The sequence below is a fragment of the Streptomyces silaceus genome, from assembly GCF_001419745.1.
In the GTDB taxonomy this organism is placed as follows: Bacteria; Actinomycetota; Actinomycetes; order Streptomycetales; family Streptomycetaceae; genus Streptomyces; species Streptomyces silaceus.
Genome location: NZ_LIRJ01000092.1, coordinates 17,405 through 33,514 on the forward strand (window position 1 = coordinate 17,405; position 16,110 = coordinate 33,514).

Annotated in this window: 14 protein-coding genes; 6 read left to right on the forward strand and 8 right to left on the reverse strand. The window is 73.7% G+C overall.

From position 1 onward, the window contains the following. Window positions 1–8: 8 nt before the first annotated feature. Complete coding sequence (locus tag AOK22_RS10840) at window positions 9–1,532, reverse strand: trifunctional class I SAM-dependent methyltransferase/NUDIX hydrolase/VOC family protein (RefSeq protein WP_063795230.1); 1,524 nt, start codon at window positions 1,530–1,532, stop codon at window positions 9–11. Between the two features lie 108 nt (window positions 1,533–1,640). Here AOK22_RS10840 and AOK22_RS43695 point away from each other — a divergent pair, with 108 nt between their 5' ends. Beyond that, complete coding sequence (locus AOK22_RS43695) at window positions 1,641–1,769, forward strand: hypothetical protein (RefSeq protein ID WP_269086366.1); 129 nt, start codon at window positions 1,641–1,643, stop codon at window positions 1,767–1,769. Window positions 1,770–1,830: 61 nt separating this feature from the next. Here AOK22_RS43695 and AOK22_RS10845 read toward each other — a convergent pair whose 3' ends face one another. Genes AOK22_RS10845 through AOK22_RS10860 form a run of 4 tightly spaced genes read right to left on the reverse strand, consistent with a single transcriptional unit; the run spans window position 1,831 to window position 5,327 of the window. Continuing rightward, entirely contained in the window at window positions 1,831–2,307 is a 477-nt protein-coding gene (locus AOK22_RS10845) for a GNAT family N-acetyltransferase (RefSeq protein ID WP_055698380.1), read from the reverse strand. Further along, window positions 2,304–3,812: a tripartite tricarboxylate transporter permease gene (locus tag AOK22_RS10850; RefSeq protein WP_055698381.1), complete on the reverse strand. Its 1,509-nt coding sequence runs from the start codon at window positions 3,810–3,812 to the stop codon at window positions 2,304–2,306. The genes AOK22_RS10845 and AOK22_RS10850 overlap by 4 nt, the downstream gene beginning before the upstream one ends. A 1-nt stretch (window position 3,813) precedes the next feature. Beyond that, window positions 3,814–4,347, reverse strand: coding sequence for a tripartite tricarboxylate transporter TctB family protein (locus AOK22_RS10855; RefSeq protein WP_055698382.1), 534 nt, complete (start codon window positions 4,345–4,347; stop codon window positions 3,814–3,816). After that, window positions 4,344–5,327 (reverse strand): Bug family tripartite tricarboxylate transporter substrate binding protein, encoded by a 984-nt coding sequence (locus tag AOK22_RS10860; protein ID WP_055698383.1) that lies wholly within the window; start codon window positions 5,325–5,327, stop codon window positions 4,344–4,346. The genes AOK22_RS10855 and AOK22_RS10860 overlap by 4 nt, the downstream gene beginning before the upstream one ends. Before the next feature lie 131 nt (window positions 5,328–5,458). Here AOK22_RS10860 and AOK22_RS10865 point away from each other — a divergent pair, with 131 nt between their 5' ends. Both AOK22_RS10865 and AOK22_RS10870 read left to right on the forward strand, forming a co-directional pair. Continuing rightward, the gene (locus AOK22_RS10865; protein WP_055698384.1) at window positions 5,459–6,145 is read left to right on the forward strand and encodes a response regulator; all 687 of its coding nucleotides are present in this window, start codon (window positions 5,459–5,461) and stop codon (window positions 6,143–6,145) included. Window positions 6,146–6,368: 223 nt separating this feature from the next. Next, a complete protein-coding gene (locus AOK22_RS10870) occupies window positions 6,369–7,373 on the forward strand; it encodes a lytic polysaccharide monooxygenase auxiliary activity family 9 protein (RefSeq protein WP_055698385.1) in 1,005 nt (334 codons plus the stop codon). A gap of 64 nt (window positions 7,374–7,437) precedes the next feature. Here AOK22_RS10870 and AOK22_RS10875 read toward each other — a convergent pair whose 3' ends face one another. The 3 genes from AOK22_RS10875 to AOK22_RS10885 all read right to left on the reverse strand — a co-directional run bounded on the left by AOK22_RS10875 (window position 7,438) and on the right by AOK22_RS10885 (window position 12,947). After that, a complete protein-coding gene (locus AOK22_RS10875) occupies window positions 7,438–8,292 on the reverse strand; it encodes an esterase/lipase family protein (RefSeq protein ID WP_055698386.1) in 855 nt (284 codons plus the stop codon). 183 nt (window positions 8,293–8,475) lie between these two features. Then, a complete protein-coding gene (locus tag AOK22_RS10880) occupies window positions 8,476–9,495 on the reverse strand; it encodes a DNA polymerase Y family protein (protein ID WP_055698387.1) in 1,020 nt (339 codons plus the stop codon). Next, on the reverse strand, window positions 9,492–12,947 hold the full coding sequence (locus tag AOK22_RS10885) for a DNA polymerase III subunit alpha (protein WP_055698388.1): 3,456 nt from the start codon (window positions 12,945–12,947) through the stop codon (window positions 9,492–9,494). The genes AOK22_RS10880 and AOK22_RS10885 overlap by 4 nt, the downstream gene beginning before the upstream one ends. Before the next feature lie 187 nt (window positions 12,948–13,134). Between AOK22_RS10885 and AOK22_RS10890 the strand changes: the two genes are divergently transcribed. The 3 genes from AOK22_RS10890 to AOK22_RS10900 all read left to right on the forward strand — a co-directional run bounded on the left by AOK22_RS10890 (window position 13,135) and on the right by AOK22_RS10900 (window position 16,059). Beyond that, window positions 13,135–14,184 carry an ABC-2 transporter permease gene (locus tag AOK22_RS10890; protein WP_055698389.1) on the forward strand — a complete coding sequence of 350 codons (1,050 nt, stop codon included), beginning with the start codon at window positions 13,135–13,137 and terminating at the stop codon, window positions 14,182–14,184. Beyond that, the gene (locus AOK22_RS10895; protein WP_055698390.1) at window positions 14,181–14,843 is read left to right on the forward strand and encodes an acetate uptake transporter; all 663 of its coding nucleotides are present in this window, start codon (window positions 14,181–14,183) and stop codon (window positions 14,841–14,843) included. Before AOK22_RS10890 ends, AOK22_RS10895 begins: the two co-directional genes overlap by 4 nt. A gap of 67 nt (window positions 14,844–14,910) precedes the next feature. Further along, window positions 14,911–16,059 (forward strand): AAA family ATPase, encoded by a 1,149-nt coding sequence (locus AOK22_RS10900; protein ID WP_055698391.1) that lies wholly within the window; start codon window positions 14,911–14,913, stop codon window positions 16,057–16,059. Window positions 16,060–16,110 lie beyond the last annotated feature (51 nt).

A 16,110-nucleotide genomic window follows, 5' to 3' on the forward strand; every position in this document is an offset into this window, starting at 1 on the left:
GGGCGGGGCTAGCGGGCGACCAGCTCGACCTCGTACCCCTGTCCGTCCTCCAGATAGGCCGCGTACTGCCCCGCGCCGCCCGCGTGGGGGTGGCGGTCCGGGAAGAGGAGCGTCCAGCCGTGGCCGGGCGCGGCCTCGACGATCCGGTCCAGGGCGGCCCGTCCGGCGACGTGGAACGCCAGGTGGTTCAGGCCGGGGCGCCGCCGGTCGTGGCCGCCGGGCCGCTGGTCCGGGGAGTGTTCGAGCACGACGTACGCGCTGTCGCGCCGCCAGCTGCGGCCGTGCTCCCAGCGCTGGTACGGGGCGTGGCCCAGCTCGCCGAGCAGCCACCCCCACGCGCCCTCGGCCGCCGCGAGGTCGGGCACCCACAGCTCCACGTGGTGGACCTCGCCCGTCCGGGCGGGCGCCAGCGGGACCGGCGCTGCGGTGCGAGCGGCGTCGTACCCGACGGAGTCGCCGTCCGGCTGCCAGTGGACGGTGAACCGCTCCCCCGCGTGCCAGGCGGTCAGGGCCGCGCGGGCATAGGCCACCATGTCGTGCGGCAGCGCGGACAGCGGGTGCCAGACCAGCTCGGCGCACTTGTGCGGCTCGGCGTTGACCGGCTCGCCGCCCGCGCCGTGCTCCGCCGAGAAGAACCAGCCCGTGCGCGGCGCCTCGCCGGGGCCGCGGTGCTGGACGACCGCCTCGGCGCGCAGGTCGTCCGGGGCGAGGTCGATGCCGATCTCCTCGCGGGCCTCGCGGATCATCGCGGCGCGGACGTCCTCGCCGTCCTCCACATGGCCGGAGGGGAGGTTCAACAGGCCGTCGCCGTAGCCGGTGTCGGCGCGGCGGGCCAGCAGCACGTCCTCTCCCCTGCGCAGGATCAGATGGACGTCGACGATCTCGCTGTGCCGTGCTGGGGTCTCGGGCAGGACGCCCACGACGGCGTACCGCTCGTCGTCGACCGGTGCGCCCCACAGCCGAGCGTCCCCCGAGAGCCTCTCGGTGTGGAGGCGGGCGACGTGCGGGGTCAGGGCGGCGACGAGGCGGGACCGGGGCAGGCCGACCGGCGTGACCGTGCCCCAGACGCCCTCGACGAGGACGAGCCGGCCGCCGGGGCGCAGCAGCCCGCGCCAGTGCCGCAGCGCGGCCTCGGGGTCGGGCAGGGTCCACAGCACGTGCCGGGCCAGGACGACGTCGAACAGCCGTCCCTGGACCGGGGGCCGGCCCGCGTCGCCGACCAGGATCTCGGCGTCCCGGCCCGCGAGCTTCGCGCGGGCCCGCTCCGCCATGCGCGGCGAGAGGTCGACCCCGGTGACGCGGTGGCCCCGACCGGCGGCGAGCAGGGCGAGGCTGCCGGTGCCGCACCCCAGGTCGAGCACGTCGGCGGGGGTGTCCGGCAGCCAGTCCCGCAGGCGGTCGGCCCAGGCCTCGCGGACCTCCGCGTCGCGCAGGCCGTGGTCCGGCTCGTCGTCGAACGTGGCCGCCGCGGCGTCCCAGTCGACCGGTCCGCTGCCCCGGCCGGCCCGCCCGGTCTCCTTGTCGATCGTCATGGCCCGATCGTGGCATCCGGCACTGACAATTCGGCCTTCGGCAGAAAGACGGCCCGAAGAGGTCTACACCCTCGCTCCAGTGGACATCGGTAGGACAGGGAGGCTGACATGCGCCGAGTGACCACGCACAAGCCCGTCCGCCGCCGGGCGCGGGAGCGCCAGGAGGCCGAGGCCGCGCCCCGCGAAAGGACCGAGGTCCGCAGGGACATCCGGCGGACCTGGTGGCCCGACGACTGAGCGCCGTGCGAGCGGACCGGACGCCCGCGGCCGGGGCCCGACCCGGCGGCCGGGCGTTCCGTCAGTGGTCCAGGAGCCGCTTGCGGTAGTGCAGACGGTCGTAGGGCCCGTCCACCCGGCGCTCGACCGGTTCGTATCCGTAGCGGGGATAGATCTTCTGGTTCTCCCACATCAACGCGTTGGTGTAGAGCGTGACTTCGATGAAGCCGAGCGCACGCGCGTGTGCCTCCACGAAGGCGAGCAGCCGCCGGCCCACCCCCTGCCCCGCGGCGTCGGGGTGGACGGCGATCGACTCCAGGAGGAGCCGTCCCTCGTACGGACGCGGGACGAGCACCAGGAGGCCCGCCACCGGGTCGCCGGTGACGTACACCCGCCCCGCCGCCACGTCCGCCGCGTGGTCGGCCTCCATGGGGGCGGGCACCACGCCGATGCGTTCGATGTAGTGGTGGTAGGCCGCGTCGGTCACCGCCTTGACGGCGGGGACGTCGGCGGCGGTGGCGAGGCGGATGTCCGCGGGGAGTTCGGCAGATGCGCTCATGCCTCCACGTCTACGTCACGCCGGCGGCTCCGCACCACCGCCTTCTTCACCAACGGCCACGCCACGATCAGGACGATGAGGCCATAGACCGTCACGGAGAACGGCGTGTCGACGAGCCCGCCGACGCTGCCGTCGCTGATCTGCAGGGCGCGGCGCAGCTGTTGCTCGGCGTTGGGGCCGAGGATGACGCCGATGACGGCGGGCAGGATCGGCAGTCCGTAGCGCCGCATGCCGAAGCCGATCAGGCCGATGACGAGCAGGATGACGAGGTCGAGCGGCTCGCCGCCGACCGCGTACGCGCCGACCGCGGCGAAGAAGAGGATGCCCGCGTAGAGGTAGGGCCGCGGGATGCGCAGGAGCTTCGCCCACACCGGGGCCAGGGGGAGGTTCAGGGCGAGCAGCAGGAACATGCCGACGAACAGGGACGCGATCAGGCCCCAGACGAGGTCCGGTTCGCGTTCGAAGAGCAGCGGTCCCGGCTGGATGCCGTACTGCTGGAAGGCGGCGAGCATCACGGCGGCGACGGCGGTCGTGGGCAGGCCGAGGGTGAGCATGGAGACGAGGGTGCCCGCGGCCGACGCGGAGGCGGCCGACTCGGGGCCCGCGACGCCCTCGATGGCGCCCTTGCCCCACTCGTCCTTGTGCCGGGACAGCCGCTTCTCGGTGACGTACGAGAGGAAGGTCGGGATCTCCGCGCCGCCGGCCGGGATCGCGCCGAACGGGAAGCCGATGAAGGGGCCGCGCAGCCAGGACTTCCAGGTGCGCCGCACGTCCTGCCGGCCGAGCCAGGGGCGGCCGACGGGGATCGCCCGGCCGCTGGTGCGGCGCAGGTGCGCGGCGACCCACAGGGCCTCGCCGATCGCGAAGAGGCCCACGGCGACGATCACCACGTCGATGCCGTCGGCGAGTTGGAGCGAGCCGAAGGTGAGGCGCTGCTGGCCGGTCATCTGGTCCAGGCCGACGAGGCCGAGGGTGAGGCCGATCAGGAGCGAGGCGAGGCCGCGGACGCGGGAGGAGCCGAGCACCGAGGTGACCGCGATGAACGCGAGGACCATGATGGCGAAGTAGTCGGGCGCGCCGATGTCGACGGCGAGGTCGGCGACGGTCGGCGCGAGCGCGACCAGGAGGAGCGTGCCGATCATGCCGCCCGCGAAGTGGCCGATGGCGGCGGCCGCGAGGGCCTGTGCGCCGCGGCCCGCCCTGGCCATCGGGTGGCCCTCCATGGCGGCGACGACGGCGGCGCTCTCGCCGGGGGTGTTGAGCAGGATCGAGGTGGTCGAGCCGCCGAACATCGCGCCGTAGTAGATGCCCGCGAACATGATGAAGGCGCCGGTCGGTTCGAGTCCGTAGGTCACCGGGAGCAGCAGGGCGACCGCCATCGCGGGGCCGATGCCGGGCAGGACGCCGATCGCGGTGCCGAGCAGCACGCCGACCGCGGCCCACAGGAGGTTGACCGGGGTGAGGGCCGTGCCGAAGCCGTCCATCAGGGAGTTGAAGGCGTCCATGTCACAGCACTCCCATCAGGGGGCCGCCCGGCAGGGGCACGCCGAGCAGGTTGTTGAAGACTTCGTACGTGACGACGGAGAGCACGGCGGCGATGAGCGGGTCGCGGTCGAGGCGGCGGCTGCCGAGCGCGAAGGCCGAGCCCCAGAAGAGCAGGGCTCCGGCGGCGGGGAAGCCGGCCGGTTCGATGAGGACGGCGGTGGCGAGGAAGACGCCGGCGAGGAGCAGGACCGTGCGCCAGTCGGCCGGTTCGGACAGGTCGACGTCCTCGCCGCCCTCGGCCTCGCCCCGGCCGCCGCGCAGCACGTCGACGGCGAGCAGGAGGGCGACGACGAGCAGTCCGGCGCCCACGACGACGGGGACGGTCCTGGGGCCGATGGGGCCGCGCTGGGCGATCTCCACGTCCATGGTGAGGGCGTCGGTGAGGACGAGGACGCCGAGGGCCAGCAGCAGCGCGCAGACGCCGAGTTCGGAGTGCTCGCGCAGCCAGGAGCGGCGCTCGGGGGCCTCCTGGTCGGGCAGGTCGGTGGTGGTCACAGCCCGAGCTCCTTCAGTACGGACACGACGCGCCGGTCCTGGGCGGCCAGGAAGTCGCCGAACTCGTCGCCGGTGAGGAAGGCGTCGTCCCAGCCGTTGGTCCTGAGGGACTTCCGCCACTGGGGCGAGGCGTGCAGCTTCTTGACGAGGCCGGTGAGCTTGTCGCGTTCGGCGTCGCTGAGTCCGGGCGGGGCGACGATGCCGCGCCAGTTGGTGAAGTCCACGTCGTAGCCGGACTCCTTGAGGGTGGGGCCGTCCAGGCCGGGCACCCGCTTCGGTCCGGTGACGGCGAGCAGCCTGAGTTCGCCCGACTTGATCTGGTCGAGGTACTCGCCGACCCCGGAGACGCCGAAGGCGACCTTGCTGCCGAGGATCGAGGCGAGGAGTTCGCCGCCGCCGTCGAAGGGCACGTAGTTCACCTCCTTCGGGGCGATGCCCGCGGCGCGCGCCATCAGCATCGGCGCGAGGTGGTCGGGCCCGCCGGGCGAGGAGCCGCCGCCGACCGGCAGCTTGCCCGGGTTCTTCTTCCAGGCGTCGACGAGCTGGCCGATGGTCTTGTACGGGGAGTTCTTGGCGACCACGACGACGTCCTGCTCCTCGGTGAGCCGGGCGATGGGCGTCGTGTCCGCGAGGGTCTTCGGGGAGTGGTTGGAGCGGGCGGCGCCGACGACGCCGAGGCCCATGGACATGGCGAGCTTGCCGTTGCCGTGCTCGCCGACGAGGCGGGTGAGGCCGACGGTGCCGCCCGCGCCGGGCAGGTTGAACACCTCGATGTTGTGGGTGAGTCCGGCGTCCTCGGCGTTCTTGGCGGCGGTGCGGGCGGTGATGTCGTAGCCGCCGCCGGGCGTGTTGGGGACCATGAGGCGCAGGCCGGGGATCTGGGTGCCGGTCTCGGCGCCGCTGCCCGTGGTGAGCAGCGGCGGCGCCACGAGCACGAGCAGGGCGGCCCCGAGCAGGGCGAGGGGTGTGCGCAGGCGCACGTGTGCCACCACCTGTCGGTACGTAGTCGGGTGTGAAGTGGCCCACATGTTGCCCGCGCGTTGACGAGCTGTCTCTCTTCCGGAATCAACGGACGTTGTGGTCGTTGTGGTCGCGCCCATAGCCTGCGGCGATGACAAGGGTGCTGGTCGTGGACGACGACTTCATGGTCGCCAAGCTGCACAGTCGGTACGTCGCCTCGGTGGACGGATTCACCGTGGTGGGCGTCGCGCACAGCGGCGCCGACGCGGTCGCCGCGGCGGAGCGCCTGCGCCCCGATCTGCTCCTCCTGGACGTGTATCTGCCCGACATGGACGGCATCGCGGTGCTGCGGGAGCTGCGGGCGGCGGAGGAGCGGGATCCGGCGCGGCAGCCGGTGGACGCCCTGTTCATCACGGCGGCGCGGGACGCGGAGATCGTCCGGGCGGCGCTGCGGGCGGGCGCCCTGCACTATCTGATCAAACCCTTCAACCAGGCTGCCCTGCGGGAGCAGTTGAGGCATGTGGCGGCGCTGCGGGCCCGGCTCGACGGCCTCGACGAGGCGCGCCAGGAGGACGTCGACCAGATCTTCGGCACCCGCCCGCCGGGCTCCCGCGGGCTCCCGAAGGGCCTCGCGGCGCACACGGCGGAGCTGGTCGAGCAGACCCTGCGCGACCATCCGGGCGGCCTGTCGGCCTCGGAGTGCGCGCGGGCGGGCTCCCTCTCCCGCGTGAGCGCCCGCCGCTATCTGGAGTTCTTCGTGGAGACCAGGCGCGCCGAGGTGTCGCTGCGGTACGGCGGGACGGGGCGTCCCGAGCGGCGGTACCGCTGGGTGGGGTGAGGGCATTTCGGGCACGACCTGAGCGCAGTCCGAAGGCTTCCTTAACCGCACCATAAGGATCGCCATCTGCCGCCCTCAGCAGGGGATTTCGCGGATTTCAGGGGCTAGCTTTCTGGTCGCCGGGGCGATGACGAACCGTCGGTGCCGCTGCTGACCGGGGGGCCGCACCGCCCGTTCGCCATCACCCCGTGTCCCCCTGAACCGCAGCTTGAGGAGAACCCCCATGACCGTTCGCCGCCGCAAGGTCGCCGCGATCGCCGCCGTCGGCGTGGCCCCGCTCGCCCTGACCGCCCTGTCGGTCGCGCCCGCCGCCGCGCACGGCTCGATGACGGACCCGGTCAGCCGGGTCTCGGCCTGCTTCCAGGAGGGCCCGGAGTCCCCGACGTCGGCCGCCTGCAAGGCCGCCGTCGCCGCGAGCGGCACGCAGGCCTTCTACGACTGGAACGGCGTGAACATCGCCAACGCCGCCGGCAAGTCGAAGGAGATCATCCCCGACGGCAAGCTGTGCAGCGCGGGCAACGACAAGTACAAGGGGCTCGACCTGCCGCGCGCCGACTGGCCGTCCACGAAGCTCGCCGCGGGCAAGCACACGTTCCGCTATAAGGGCACCGCCCCGCACAAGGGCTCCTTCGAGCTGTTCATCACGAAGGACTCGTACGACCCGACGAAGCCGCTGAAGTGGTCGGACCTGGAGGAGAAGCCCTTCGTCAAGGTCACCGACCCGAAGATGGAGAACGGCGACTACGTCTTCGACGGCACGCTGCCCGCCAAGTCGGGCCGCCACCTCGTCTACTCGATCTGGCAGCGCTCGGACTCCCCCGAGGCCTTCTACACCTGCTCCGACGTGGTCTTCGGCAAGGACACCGGCGGCTCCGGCGCCGCGCCCGCCCCGACGGCCTCCGCCCCCTCCGACGAGGAGATCGCGGCGGGCGCCGACAAGTCCTCCGTCGAGCACCACGGACACGGCGACTCCGACGCCGGGACGGGCGCCGACGTCACCGAGGCCGCGCCCGCCGAGGAGCCGGCCGGCAACCGGCCCGAGGTGAACGGCGGCGCCGAGAAGCCGGTCACCGCCGCGGGCGGCGACGCGAACGAGAACCTCGCCGAGACCGGTGGCGACAGCACCACCCCGTACATCGCGATCGGCGGTGCCGCCGCGCTCGCCGTGGGCGCCGCGGCGATGTTCGCCACGACCCGCCGCCGCGCGGCCGGCCGTCACGGCCGCTGACACCGGCGGACTCCGAGGGCCGCACTCCCCCTGGCCGGGGAGTGCGGCCCTCGGGCGTCGTCCGCTAGGACAGGCAGGTGCTCGGCGTCGCGTGTTCCGGGTCGAGCGCGTTGGCCACCTCGTGGTGGGCGACGCGGTCCAGGATCCCGATCGCCACGTGCTCCGAGAGGTCGACCGGGCACAGGTCCTGGAGGGTCACGTTGCGTACGCCGGGGCCCTGGAGGAACTGGGAGCGGTACGGGGTGACCACCTCGTCGTACTTGGTGGCGATGACGGTGTAGCGCACGCCCGGCACCGTGTCCCCGCCTTCGTTGAGCCGGGTCAGGAACGTCGACCCGGCCACCTGGTCGGCCAGGCCCGGCGTCTTCGTGGTCAGCAGGTCCTCGACGCCGGGGAAGTACGGCAGCAGCTTGGTCAGGCCGAGCAGCGTGGTGCCGTGGTTGTCGGGCGCGAGGCCGACGAGGGCGTTCACCTTGGCGGCGCCGCCGAGGAACTTGAGGTAGTGGCGGGGCATCATGCCGCCCTGGGAGTGGCCGACGAGGTCGACCTCCTTGGCGCCCGACGCGGCGAGCACCTTGTCGACGAAGCCGTCGAGCTGCTCGGCCGACTTGTCGATGGGGCCGAGCCCGTGGAAGAACGGCACGCCGTCCAGCTGCCCGTAGTCCAGGGAGTAGACGCAGTAGCCGCGCGCGACCAGATAGGGCGCGAGGACCAGCCAGTTGTCGACGGAGTTCCCGAACGTGCCGTGCACGAGGACGACCGGGCGGGGGTGGGCGGCGGACGGCTTGCAGTCGTAGTCGTTCCAGCCCCTCGACGTCGAGGCCGGTGTCGCGGCCGTGGCCGTGGGGGTGAGGGTGAGCGCGCCCGTGACGAGCAGGGCGGCGGCGAGCGCGTGCAGCGCTCGTCTCCAGGGCAGCATCGTGTGATCTCCTTGCGGCTCAAGGGAGTTGCGATGACGACAGCCCGTGATCCGGATCACCAGGATGTTGCGCTCACGCCAAATTACGCGCCAGTAGTAGAGGAGTGAAGTTGCGCGTCAGGAAAAACTTCCAGCGATCACTGGCACGGTCGTAGCCGGCGCTCCCGGCCCGTCGCCAGCGCGTCACGCCGCCAGCGTCCCCGGCACGATCGCGCCGGGCCCGAACTTCGCCCGCGCCCGGTCGGCGACCTCCTCGATCCGGCGGGCCTTGTCGTCCGCCGGATCGAACGTCAGCTGGTGGGCGGCGCGTCCGGCGGGGCCGAGCCCCTCGGCGCGCAGGGCGAGAGCGCGCACCCGGGCCCGCTGCAGCCCGAGCGCCTCGTACATGCGGTACGCGGCCGCGGTCAGGGCGGTGGAGTGCGCGGTCGGCTCGGGCAGCGCCCGGGTCCGGGTGGTCGTGCTGCGGTCCGCGTAGCGCACGGTCAGGGTCAGCGAGCGGCACACCTGGCCCTGGCCGCGCATCCCGGCACCCAGTTCCTCGGCGCAGGAGAGCAGGGCGCGGCGGTGCCGGAAGGGGTCCAGTTCGTCGCGGGGGAAGGACTGTTCGGCGGAGAGGGAGCGCGCGGCGGCGTTCGGTGCGACCCGGGCGCGGTCGACGCCCCGCGCCTTCTCGCTCAGCTCGCGGCCCGCGCGGGCGCCGACGAGCCGCTGGAGGGTGGACAGCGGGGCGGCGGCGACCTTGTCCAGGGAGTCGAGGCCGTACGCGCACAGGGTGCGGGCGGTGGCGCGGCCGATGCCGGGCAGCTCGCCGACGGGCCGCCCGGCGAGGAACTCCCGTGCGCCGTCCGGGCCTTCGGGCACCGCGCGGGTCACGCCCGGGGCGGCGCCGCGCGCGGCCATCCGGGCGAGCATCGGTCCGGGTCCCGCGCCGATCGCGCAGTCCACGCCGTACCGGGCGAGCGCCCGCACCCGGATCAGCGCGGCCAGCTCGACGGCGCCGCGCCCGAAGTACCGCCGCGCGCCGCGCACGTCGACGAGCGCCGCGTCGGGCGGCAGCGCCTCGACCGTCGGGCTGAACTCCTGGAGCAGCCCGATCAGCCGGGGCAGGAGCGCCTCGTACATGGGGGGCAGCAGGAACCGTACGTAGAGCGTGTCCGCCCCACGGGCGTCGGCCGCCCCGCTGCCCTCGGTCGCCTCGCTCATCCCGCACTCCCCGGGCTCTGATGCCACAACTTCCGTGTCGCCGACGCGCCTTCGCCCGCCGGACGCAGATCCGCCCAGGGGTGCATCTCGTACCCCGTGGACATGCGGATGCGCCGCCCGCCCGCCGGGTCCCGCTCCGCCTCGGGGGCGGGACCCGGCTCCGGTTCGGCCAGGCGCCGCGCCACCGCGTCGAGGCCGCCCTCCTTGCGCAGCTCCACCAGCTCCGCGAGGTTCCACGCCGCCGCGCCGACCACGCTGAGGCTGCGCGGCCCGCGGCGCTGCACCACGCCGCGTACGAGCAGCAGCCAGGAGTGGAAGACGGTGTGCGCGCACCGCTCGTGGGCGTCGTCGAAGAAGGCCAGGTCGACCAGGCCGGTGCCGTCGTCCAGGGTGGTGAAGATGACGCGCTTGCCGGAGCGGATCGGCGGGGTCTGCGTGGCGGCCTTGGCGCCCGCCACCAGGACGGTCGCGCCGTGCTCGGCCTCGCGCAGGCGCCGCGCGCCGAGCACGCCGAGCTCCGCGAGGAACTCCTCGTGGTCGCCCATGAGATGGCGGGAGGAGTCCATGCCGAGGACGCCGAGTTCGGCGCTGAGCCGCTCCGCGTCGTCGAGGTCGGGCAGCCCGGCGGGCGCCGTCCGCCGCCCGCCCGCCAGCGGCAGCTGTCCGCCGGCCGCGCCGCGCGCCCCGCGCCGCAGCTCGGCCAGGTGCAGCTGGAGGTCGCGGCGGTTGGCGCCGAACGCGTCGAGCGCGCCGACCTGCGCGAGCCGCTGCGCGACCGGCTTCGAGGGCCTGGCCCGCTCCCAGAAGTCGACGAGCGAGGCGTAGGGCTGCCCGTCGGCGATCCGCGCGGACTCGGCCTCGCTGACGCCGTGCACGTCGCAGAGCGCGAGCCGCAGCCCCCACCGGTCCGGAGCACCCCCAGAACCAGACACCAGTTCGATACGGTGAGCGACCGCCGACCGGTTCACGTCCAGCGGCAGGATCGGCACCCCGCGCCGCCGCGCGTCCGCGAGCAGCAGCCGCTTCGGGTACATCCCGGGGTCGTGCGTGAGCAACCCGGCGTAGAAGGCGGCCGGGTGATGGGCCTTCAGCCACGCCGACTGGTACGTCGGGACGGCGAAGGCCACCGCGTGCGCCTTGCAGAAGCCGTACGAGCCGAAGGCCTCGACGATCTCCCAGGTGCGGGCGATCGTCTCCGCGTCGTACCCGCGGGCCGCCGCGTGCTGCGCGAACCAGAAGCGGATCCGCCCCTGCGACTCGGGGTCGGAGAGCCCGCGCCGCACCCGGTCGGCCTCGTCGCGTCCGCAGCCGGTCATGATGTCCACGATCTCGATGATCTGCTCGTGGAAGACGACGACTCCGTAGGTGTCCTTCAGCGGCTCCGCGAGGTCGGGGTGCGGGTAGCGGACGGGCGCGCGGCCGTGCCGGGCCTCGATGAAGGGGCGCACCATGTCGGCGGCCACGGGCCCGGGGCGGAACAGCGAGATGTCGACCACCAGGTCGTGGAAGGTCGCCGGCTGGAGCCGCCCGACCAGGTCCCGCTGCCCGGGCGACTCGATCTGGAAACAGCCCAGCGTCTCGGCGGACTTGATCAGCCGGTACGTCGCCGGATCGCCCGGCGGCACCTGGCGCGGGTCGTCGAGGTCCACGGCGGTGCCCGTGGCCCGCTCGACCTCCGCCACCGCGTGCGCCATCGCCGACTGCATCCGCACGCCGAGCACGTCCAGCTTGAGCAGACCGAGGTCCTCGACGTCCTCCTTGTCGAACTGCGACATGGGGAAGCCCTCGCCGCTGGTCGGCATCACGGGCGTACGGGCGAGCAGCGAGGCGTCGGAGAGCAGCACCCCGCACGGGTGCATGGCGACGCCGCGCGGCAGCGCGTCGAGCGCCTCGACCAGCTCCCACAGCCGGTCGCGGTCCCCCAGCTCCTCGGCGATGGAACGCAGTTCGGGCAGCTCCTCCATCGCCGCGCGGGCGTCGCGCGCGCGGATGTGCGGGAAGGCCTTGGCGATCCGGTCGATGTCGGCCGGGTCCATGGACAGGGCGGCGCCGACGTCGCGCACGGCGTGGCGGACCCGGTAGGTCTCGGGCATGGCGACCGTGGCGACCCGCTCGGTGCCGAAGCGGCCGATGATCGCGCGGTAGACCTCGAGACGGCGGGCCGACTCGACGTCGACGTCGATGTCGGGGAGCACGGACCGCCGCTTGGACAGGAACCGCTCCATGAGCAGCCCGTGCTCGACGGGGTCGGCGTGCGCGATGCCGATGAGGTGGTTGACGAGCGACCCCGCGCCGGAGCCGCGCGCCGCGACCCGGATGCCCAGGTCGCGTACGTCGTCGACCACTTGGGCCACGGTGAGGAAGTAGGAGGCGAATCCGTGGTGCGCGATGATGTCCAGCTCGCGGTGCATGCGCTCCCAGTACGCGCGGGCCCCGGGCGCGCGGTCGTAGCCGCGCAGCACCATGCCCGCCGCCGCCCGCGAGGCGAGCACGCGCTGCGCGGTGCGGCGCCCGGCGCCGACCAGGCGCGGCTCGGGGAAGTGCACGGTCCCGATGCCGATGTCGTCCTCGGCGTCGACGAGGCACTCCTCGGCGGCCGTCCGGGTCTGTTCGAGCAGCCGGTGGGCGGTGTCGCGGCGGAAGCCCGCGGACTCCACGACGCGCTCGGCGACGCGGAGCATGTCGTCCGCGCCCTTCAACCACCGTTCGCCGCCGTCGAGTTCCTTGGTCGGGTCGACGGGGACGAGGCGGCGGGCGGCGTCCAGGACGTCGGCGACGGGCCCCTGGCCGGGGTCGGCGTAGCGCACGGCGTTGCTCAGGACGGGACGTACGCCCTGCTCGGCGGCGAAGCCGACGGTGCGCGCGGCCAGGCGCAGCGAGCCGGGGCCGGTGCCCGCGCGGCCGTGCCAGACGGACTCCAGGCGCAGCGCGTCACCGTAGCGTTCGCGCCAGGGGGCGAGGAGGCGGGCGGCCCGGTCGGGGCGGCCCGCGGCGAGCGCGCGGCCCACGTCGGAGGCGGGGCCGAGCAGCACGGTCAGACCCTCGCCGTGGCTCTCCTCCCACGGCAGGACGGGCTGCCCCTCGCCGGTGCGGTGGGCGGCGGTGACCAGGCGGCAGAGCGTGGCCCAGCCGGTGGCGCCGTCCCGGGCGAGGAAGGTCACGCGCGGGGTCGACTCGTCGATGAAGGCACCGCCGCGCACGGGGGCGCGGCGCCGCTCGCCCGGGGCCGGGGCGGGCTCCCCCACCGCGAGCTCGGCCCCGAACAGCGGCCGCACCCCCGCCTTCGCGCAGGCCTTGGCGAAGCGGACGGCGCCCGCGAGGGTGTCCCGGTCGGTGAGCGCGAGGGCGTCCATGCCCCGTTCGGCGGCGCGCTCGGCGAGCCGCTCCGGGTGCGAGGCGCCGTACCGCAGGGAGAACCCGGAGACGGTGTGCAGATGCGTGAACCCGGGCACACGCACCTCCTGTAACCCTGAACCGATCCGACCTCGTATCCCCCTGCCCTCCACCATAGACCAGTTTCGAACTTACGTACGACACGAATGTTCGATTAACTGGCCGGGGGCGCCCTCACCCCTCCCCTGTCGTCCGTTCGGCCCATCCCACCTGCGGAAACGCCCCGGGCCCCGGAGCGTGGGGGGCATGAGGTTCGCCGACGAATTGAAGAGCGCCGTCACCCCGCGAGCAGCCCTGCTCGTCATCGGCGTACTCGCCCTGCAGCTGTTGTTCATCGCCTCCTACGTAGGGGCCCTGCACAACCCGAAGCCGAGGGACGTGGCCTTCGGAGTGGTCGCCCCCGGACCCGCGGCCGAGCAGACCGCCGACCGGCTCAAGAAGCTCCCCGGCGAACCGCTCGACCCCCGGGTGATCGAGAACGAGGGCGTCGCCCGCCACAAGATCATGACCAGGGACATCGACGGCGCCCTGGTCGTCGACCCGCAGGGCACGACCGACACCCTCCTGGTCGCCTCCGGCGGCGGCACCGCCCTCTCCCGGACCCTGGTGGAGCTCACCGCCAAGGTCGAGGGGGCCGAGAAGCGCGCGGTGAAGACCGTCGACGTGGCCCCGGCCTCGAAGCAGGACTTCAACGGCCTCTCGTCGTTCTACCTGGTCGTCGGCTGGTGCGTCGGCGGCTACCTGTGCGCATCGATCCTCGCGATCAGCGCGGGCTCCCGGGCCGCCAACGTGCCGCGCGCGGTGATCAGGCTCGGCACCATGGCGCTCTACTCGATCGTCGGCGGACTCGGCGGCGCGGTCATCATCGGGCCGATCCTCGGCGCCCTGCCCGGCAGCATCATGGGCCTGTGGGGGCTCGGCGCCCTGGTGATCTTCGGGGTCGGCGCGATCACGCTCGCCCTGCAGGCCCTCACCGGCATCGTGGGCATCGGCCTGGCCGTCCTCCTCATCGTCATCGGCGGCAACCCGAGCGCGGGCGGCGCCTTCCCGCTGCCGATGCTGCCGCCCTTCTGGGAGGCCATCGGGCCCTGGCTGCCGCCGGGCGCGGGCACCTGGGTCGCCCGCTCCATCGCGTACTTCGAGGGGAACGCGGTCACCGGGCCGCTGCTGGTCCTGGCCGGCTGGGCGGTCCTCGGCGTCGCCGTCACCATCGCCCTGTCGGCCCGGCACAGGAACAAGAACAACAGCGGCTCGATCGACCTGACCGCCGGCGGCTTCGGCAAGGGCATCGCGTGAACTTCCCGCACCGCTCCGGGCCGGCGGCCCAGGCGGTCTCCGTCAAACGGATGGAGCCCACGGCGCAGGCCCAGCTGGGTCCGCTCGGACTCACCGGCTTCATCGTCGTCACGATGATCGCCACCGGCATCGACGCGGGCGTCTTCCCCGAGAAGCTCCTGCACTCGGTCGTGCCCCTGGTCGGCTTCTTCATCGGCGGGCTCGCGCAACTGCTCGCCGGGCTCTTCCAGGCGCAGCGCGGCGACACCTGGCACGCGACGGTCTTCGGCGGCTTCGGGCTCTTCTGGATGGCGAAGGCGCTGATGCTGCTGTGGGTGCTGCCCGGCCTCGATCCGTCGCTGCGCGGCGACACGATGGGCCTGTTCACCCTGCCCTGGGTGTTCGTGGTCTTCGTGCTGTGGCTGGCGAGCTTCCGCATCCATCTGGCGCTGCTGCTGACCTTCACCTGCGTACTCGTCGTGTTCGTGGCGATGACCTGCAACGGCTTCACGGGCGCGGTCGGCTGGAACCGCGTCGCCGGCTGGTTCGGGCTCGGCGCGACCGCCGGGGCGCTCTACCTGCTCGCCGGCCAGGTGATGGCGTCCACGTGGGGCCGCCCGGTCCTGCCGATGGGCCGCTTCCTCGCGCCGGACGCGCCGGACGTCCAGCCGGAGACGTGAGCGCCGAGGACATCGGCGCCGGACGGTACGCGGTCGATTGTCAGACCCGGGTGCGAGGCTGAAACGCATGATCCGCACACTCGCCGTCGAGAACTACCGCTCCCTGCGCAAACTGATCGTCCCCCTGGACCGGCTGAACGTGGTCACGGGCGCGAACGGCACGGGCAAGTCCAGCCTGTACCGCGCCCTGCGCCTGCTCGCCGACTCCGCCACGGGCGGCGCGGTCGCGGCACTGGCCCGCGAGGGCGGCCTGCCGTCCGCGATGTGGGCGGGCGAGCGCACGGCGGAGCCGGCCGGCCTCAAGCTGGGCTTCGCCGGGGACGAGTTCGGGTACGCGGTGGACTTCGGCGTCCCCCAGAGCAGCGGCGCGGGCCCCGGCGGCGCCCGCTCCATGTTCGCCCTCGACCCCGAGATCAAGCGCGAGTCCACCTGGGCCGGGCCCGTGCTGCGGACCGCCGCGCTGCTCTGCGACCGCGCGGGCCCCGCCGTGCGCACCCGCACGGCCGACGGCGGCTGGCACCGCTCCCAGGGCATCCGTCCGTACGACAGCATGCTCAGCGAGTTCGCCGACCCCCAGCTCGCCCCCGACCTGCTGCGGCTGCGCGAGCTGATCCGCTCCTGGCGGTTCTACGACCACGTGCGCACCGACGCCGACGCGCCCGCCCGCGCCGCCCGCATCGGCACCCGCACCCCGGTCCTCGCCCACGACGGCGCCGACCTGGCGGCGGCCCTGCAGACCATCCGCGAGATCGGTGACGACCAGGCGCTCGACGAGGCCGTGGCGGACGCCTTCCCGGGCAGCCGCGTCCGCGTCGTCGACAACGGCGGGCGGTTCGAGCTCCAGCTGCACCAGCGCGGTCTGCTGCGCCCCCTCGGCCCGGCCGAGCTGTCCGACGGGACGCTGCGCTATCTGCTGTGGACGGCCGCGCTGCTCACCCCGCGCCCGCCGTCCCTCCTGGTCCTGAACGAGCCGGAGACGAGCCTGCACCCCGACCTCCTGCGCCCGCTGGCGGACCTGATCGTCACGGCGACGAAGGACACGCAGGTCGTCCTGGTGACCCACGCCCACCCGCTCGCCGAGGCCGTGGCCAAGGGAGCGGCCCGCCACCGTGTCGACGTCAACTCCATAGAACTGCTCAAGGAGTCGGGTCGGACGACGGTGGCGGGCCGGGAGAGCCTCCTGGACGAACCGCTCTGGTACTGGCCCAAGCGGTGAGTCCGGACCCGCGGCTCGTCAGTGGCCGGTCGCGCTCACGCGGCGGAGCCG

Excerpts from the sequence above, each read along its gene's own strand:
- AOK22_RS10840 (WP_063795230.1), bottom strand. The coding sequence starts at position 1,532 with ATGACGATCGACAAGGAGACCGGGCGGGCCGGCCGGGGCAGCGGACCG.
- AOK22_RS43695 (WP_269086366.1), top strand. The coding sequence starts at position 1,641 with ATGCGCCGAGTGACCACGCACAAGCCCGTCCGCCGCCGGGCGCGGGAG.
- AOK22_RS10845 (WP_055698380.1), bottom strand. The coding sequence starts at position 2,307 with ATGAGCGCATCTGCCGAACTCCCCGCGGACATCCGCCTCGCCACCGCC.
- AOK22_RS10850 (WP_055698381.1), bottom strand. The coding sequence starts at position 3,812 with ATGGACGCCTTCAACTCCCTGATGGACGGCTTCGGCACGGCCCTCACC.
- AOK22_RS10865 (WP_055698384.1), top strand. The coding sequence starts at position 5,459 with ATGACAAGGGTGCTGGTCGTGGACGACGACTTCATGGTCGCCAAGCTG.
- AOK22_RS10870 (WP_055698385.1), top strand. The coding sequence starts at position 6,369 with ATGACCGTTCGCCGCCGCAAGGTCGCCGCGATCGCCGCCGTCGGCGTG.
- AOK22_RS10875 (WP_055698386.1), bottom strand. The coding sequence starts at position 8,292 with ATGCTGCCCTGGAGACGAGCGCTGCACGCGCTCGCCGCCGCCCTGCTC.
- AOK22_RS10880 (WP_055698387.1), bottom strand. The coding sequence starts at position 9,495 with ATGAGCGAGGCGACCGAGGGCAGCGGGGCGGCCGACGCCCGTGGGGCG.
- AOK22_RS10890 (WP_055698389.1), top strand. The coding sequence starts at position 13,135 with ATGAGGTTCGCCGACGAATTGAAGAGCGCCGTCACCCCGCGAGCAGCC.
- AOK22_RS10900 (WP_055698391.1), top strand. The coding sequence starts at position 14,911 with ATGATCCGCACACTCGCCGTCGAGAACTACCGCTCCCTGCGCAAACTG.